Genomic DNA, 4,983 nt, shown 5'->3' on the forward strand with positions numbered 1-4,983 from the left:
TAATCCGCTTTGATTTTTGAAATTATTTGCGTAGGCGGGGAGTAGGGAATAGGGAGTAGGGAGTAGGGAATCAGGCTTTTCGAGGTGTACGGTGTTTATTCAAAAATCAAATAGGAATCCTATATCATATCTAATATATCCGAGTCTTTACTTGTATCAAACTTCCTAGCGAATAATTTTTCTGATTGCCTGATTTTTTCAAAATCCTATTTTTCTAAAAGCATCAAAACTTCCCCATCCTGAATTATATCTCTTAATAAAAAACACATTTGTAAACTCATCAAATTGAGTAAATATCTGAGCGTATATTTGACTATCTGCTTTTTTATATATGTGTATAAAAAAGCAAACATCATCTCTATTCAACTGACTAACAAGACGCTTCAATTGTTCAGGATACTTATGCGCCAAAATTATATATGCTATTCTCATAAAAATTATCTTGGGATATAAAGACATATTTAATACTTCTCAATCCTCTAAGTATTCCTCAGAGATCCGCTTTACGTGGTAAAGTTAATAACATTAACGGATTGTCAATATGCGAGTTCAAAAAACTGTAGTTGCGATCGCAGTAATATTAGTGGGTGGGAAAAATCCAGAGGCCCTTGCAGACTCGCAATCTTCTACTCAGGATGGATCTAGTGGTATTGTTACCCCAAAAGCTATGACCCATATAGGAGAGTATGCCAAATATGGTGATTATATAGGAGCGACTTCAGGAGATAAACAGACCCTTGAATTTTCCCAAAAAGTTGTCAAAGACATCCAAATTCGTTTTATTAATGACAAAGGTAAGTTGCTTGATGATAAAGGTCAGCCAATCAAAGTGCGGACTCAGACAGATTTTATCATTGGTTTGCTCAGACTCAAACCTGGTCAGGTATTCCGTGAAGATTTGCTTCAAGCAGACTTGCAACGATTGAGGAGATTAGAGTCATTTAATCAAGTAAATGTTGATCGAGAAGAAGATGCAAAGAGTGTTAATATCATCTATAAAATCAAAGAGCGTAAATTCCCTTCTCTAATCTTAGGAGGCGGTGATAACGATGATGTTGGGTTATATGGGCGGGTAGGTTACAAAGATGCAAATATTAGCGGTCTTAACGATAAATTAGATACAACTGTGCAGTTGAGCAGTAAAGATGTCCAGTTTAATGGTCAATTCACTAGTCGTTATCGTCCTGGAGAACCAAACCGCTTAGGCTATAGCATTAGAGGTTTTCGTAGTCGAAATATATCGGGAACCTTCAACGAAGATATCAGATTGTCTAACGGCAACAAAGTGCGCGAGGGAAGGTTTGGCGGTTCTGTGGGAGTTTTAGGAGCTTTTGATGACTGGGATACATCAGTGGCTCTCAACTATACCAGGATTAGCCTACGCGATCAAGAATATAACGTTGCACAAGTCGATAGATTAGGGAGTCCGCTATCTGTTAGCGGTACTGGCATTGATGATCTATTTACAGTATCATTTGCTTTGTCCAGAGATCAACGCGATCGCCGAGAAAATCCGACTCAAGGATCAATTCTCACCCTCAGCACAGAACAAGCGATTCCCATTGGATTGGGTAATATTTCTAGCAACCGCCTAAAGGGAGACTATATTCAATATTTACCAGTCAGCTGGATAGGGAATGGTAGACCAACCGACAATCCAGAAATGTTGGCGATTAATTTACAAATTGGTACGACTATTGGAAACTTTCCACCAGCTGATGCCTTTAATATTGGTGGGCTAAATTCTGTCAGAGGTTACGGTTATGGTAAAGTTGCCAGTGGTCGCAGTTATGGTTTAGCTTCCGTGGAATATCGTTTTCCAATTTTCCAGTCAATCGGAGGAGTTCTCTTTACTGACCTCGCTTCAGATTTCGGGTCTAGCGAAACCGTGCTAGGAGAACCAGGAGTGCTGCGAGACAAACCTGGAAGTGGCTTTGGTTACGGCTTAGGATTGCGAGTCAAGTCATCCTTTGGGCTGATTCGAGGCGACTTAGGAATTAGCAACCAGGGAGAAGTTAGATTTGAAGTTACTACAGGTCAGCGATTTTAATCCCATTAGTTTTTACTTTGCGTTCCTTTGCGTTAACCTCCGCGTTCCTCTGCGTTTAAATCTTCTTTTTCCAATCCCTTCTGAACATGAAAAACTTGCAAGTTCTAGAAAAAGGATTTTCATCTTGTAGTTAAGCCAAAGGCAGAAAAAACCGAAACGTACTGCCAATTCCCAACTCGCTTTCTACCTGAATCTGACCACCTTGTAGTTCAATCAAACGACGGGAAATAGTTAAGCCAACACCAGTGCCTCCCGAATGGCGATCGCGCGACTGATCGGCTCGCCAGAAGCGTTCAAACACATGGGGCAAATTTTCTGAAGCAATACCAATACCTGTATCAATAACCGCAATCCAGAGAAAAGAAGCTTCAGTTCCAACACGAATGGTAATTGAACCTTCATTCGTGTAACGCACTGCATTACCTAGCAAATTAACCAACACCTGTTCTGTGCGGTCAATATCTGCCAATACAGGAGGTAGCACAGATGGACATTGCAATACCAGAACTGGCCCATCCTCCAACAGCTGATCGGTAAATTTCTCCACTAATGACTCTAACAACGGACGCAGATTTACCCGTTGGATATTAATTGGCAAATAACCAGCTTCTGCCTTAGATAGTTCTTGTAAATCGTTCACCAACCGCTCTAACCGCCTAGTTTCTTTAGCTAAACGCCGATAAATCTCAGGAGACGCTTCGATTTCCCCATCAGCCAGTTCTTCCAAGTAACCGCGCACCACTGTTAACGGTGTCCGTAATTCATGGGTCATGTCTCCAATCACTTCTCGCCGCCGCGCTTCTACCCCTTCTAAACTGGCTGCCATCCGGTTGAAACTAGCACCCAATCCATTAAGTTCTGGAATGTCAGACATCGGTAGTCGTGCATCCATTTGACCAGCAGCAAATTTTTGGGTAATTTGTTCCATCTCCGTCAACCGCCGCATAATCCGTCTGGACACCCAGTAACTCAAACCTCCGGCGGCGGTGGTGCCAACTAAGACTGACCAAATAGTACTTCGCTGCCAAGCAAATTCAAATCCTGTAACCAATTCAGTACGGATATTGATTAAGTCGAACCCCCGATTTTCTAATCGTTCCAAATGCAAGACAAACAAGCGAGGGGAAGAGATTTTACTGATGCTCACCAGACTAGCTACCCCCACGATCATTACTACTACGTGGGAAAGAAATAGGCGCCCTCTCAGCCCCATTTTCATAACATTTACGCTATTAAAGGATCTTCAAATTTATAGCCCACCCCAACAACAGTTTTAATAAAAGTAGGATTTGCCGAATCAGGCTCAATCTTTTTTCGCAACCGAGCTACATGAGTATCTACCACTCGTTCATCGCCAAAAAAGTTATCTCCCCAAAGTTTATCAATTAGTTGAGTGCGATTCCAAACTCGACCAGGATTGCTGACAAAGGTAGTTAACAAGTTAAATTCTAGGGTAGTTAAGTCCAAAATCTCAACTTCTTTGGAATCCATCTGACGACTGGCAGTGCGCTGGTCTACATCGACAATAAAATGTTGGGTACGATTGACTTGATGCTGTCCCCCTTGGCGGAGGCTACGCCGCAATAGTGCCCGCACCCTAGCTACCAACTCTCTGGGGCTAAAGGGTTTGACCATGTAATCGTCAGCACCAGTAGACAGGCCAATGACGCGATCAATTTCCTCACCCTTAGCCGTAAGCATTAAAATGTAAGGATCTTTTACACCCGGTTTCTGGCGAATTCTCGCACAAACTTCCAACCCATCCAAACCAGGAATCATTAAATCCAGAATGATTAAATCAGGTGGTTGCTCCTGAAACATCCGCAAAGCATTCATGCCATCCCGGCTAATGCGACAAAAAAATCCTTCTTTTTCTAAAGAGAGTTCGATTAAATGAGCAATTTCTGGTTCATCTTCAACTATTAAAATATCCATTTCAATTAGGGCCAAGCAAAATGGGACTGAAGAAGACAAAGGAGAGTTCTTTCACCGCATCTGGTACTCTCTGCGTATTCTTGTAGTGATTCTTTCAACCTCACCCCTAACCCCTTTCCTTGACAAGGAGAGGGGAGTGTTTGCGCCAGCAAATACGGGGTGAGGTGACTGCACGCAAGTGAGAACCGCTATATTTAAAGGTTTGAATTTGACGGCGTGCGATAACTATAGCCAACATTAGAATCTTTTTGAATGTGTGTTTTAATACTATCAAGGTCAATGAAGCAGTCAGCAACATCAATCAAGCTTTCACTAGTGGTATTTTGTAGACTCACCACTTCCACCCGAACCCCCATTCTGCTGATAGCGTTCACAGCATAGGCTAAATCCCCATCACCACTGACTAAAATCGCAGTATCATAATAAGGAGCTAAAGTTATCATGTCTACAGCAATTTCTACGTTCAGATTTGATTTTTTGAAATTTTCTGCTGGTTGCGTGATATCTTTAGCTACTACACGATAGCCATTACGACGCATCCACAATAGAAAACCCTGTTGCTTTTCATTAGTGATATCAACCCCAGTATAGAAGAAAGCACGCAACAGTCTTGAACCGTTAGTTAAATGACAAAGCAATTTAACATAGTCGATTTCTATACCGAGTTGTAAAGCTGTATGAAATAAGCTTAAGCCATCAATAAAAATAGCAACTCGACCACGATTCAAGCTATTTAAAATCGAACTATCAGGTGCTGTATCTTCCGTCTTGGTATCTTTACTTTTGACAGGAGTATCGCTCAAATTTTGCCCTTGCCAATGTGGTTTAGCTTTGAGTCCTTTAGGTTCTTTAAATTCATTTCTTTGTTTGCTAAAATTAGTTATAATCATTGATACCTCTGATTTTAAAGCTGAAAAGAGTTTTGGGTAAATTGTCTATACTATATATAGTCTAGTCTGTGCTGATTTATAACCCTAGCAGTAATGGTCTTAAGTCAC

General features: G+C 41.3%; 5 protein-coding genes. 1 reads left to right on the plus strand and 4 read right to left on the minus strand.

Annotated elements, in window-relative coordinates; translation table 11 throughout:
- Positions 1–198: 198 nt before the first annotated feature.
- The gene (locus LC574_RS26380; protein ID WP_229456521.1) at positions 199–432 is read right to left on the minus strand and encodes a hypothetical protein; all 234 of its coding nucleotides are present in this window, start codon (positions 430–432) and stop codon (positions 199–201) included.
- 109 nt (positions 433–541) lie between these two features.
- On the opposite strand from LC574_RS26380, the gene LC574_RS26385 reads away from it, so the two are divergent.
- Positions 542–2,050 carry a BamA/TamA family outer membrane protein gene (locus tag LC574_RS26385; protein WP_229456523.1) on the plus strand — a complete coding sequence of 503 codons (1,509 nt, stop codon included), beginning with the start codon at positions 542–544 and terminating at the stop codon, positions 2,048–2,050.
- Positions 2,051–2,180: 130 nt separating this feature from the next.
- Here the strand turns inward: LC574_RS26385 and LC574_RS26390 are convergent, their stop codons facing one another.
- The 3 genes from LC574_RS26390 to LC574_RS26400 all read right to left on the minus strand — a co-directional run bounded on the left by LC574_RS26390 (position 2,181) and on the right by LC574_RS26400 (position 4,875).
- The gene (locus tag LC574_RS26390) at positions 2,181–3,269 is read right to left on the minus strand and encodes a cell wall metabolism sensor histidine kinase WalK (RefSeq protein WP_229456525.1); all 1,089 of its coding nucleotides are present in this window, start codon (positions 3,267–3,269) and stop codon (positions 2,181–2,183) included.
- 5 nt (positions 3,270–3,274) lie between these two features.
- Entirely contained in the window at positions 3,275–3,985 is a 711-nt protein-coding gene (locus tag LC574_RS26395; RefSeq protein ID WP_229456527.1) for a response regulator transcription factor, read from the minus strand.
- A gap of 194 nt (positions 3,986–4,179) precedes the next feature.
- On the minus strand, positions 4,180–4,875 hold the full coding sequence (locus LC574_RS26400) for an NYN domain-containing protein (RefSeq protein WP_229456528.1): 696 nt from the start codon (positions 4,873–4,875) through the stop codon (positions 4,180–4,182).
- Positions 4,876–4,983 lie beyond the last annotated feature (108 nt).

It is taken from the genome of Nostoc sp. CHAB 5715 (assembly GCF_020829685.1).
Taxonomy (GTDB): Bacteria; Cyanobacteriota; Cyanobacteriia; order Cyanobacteriales; family Nostocaceae; genus Nostoc.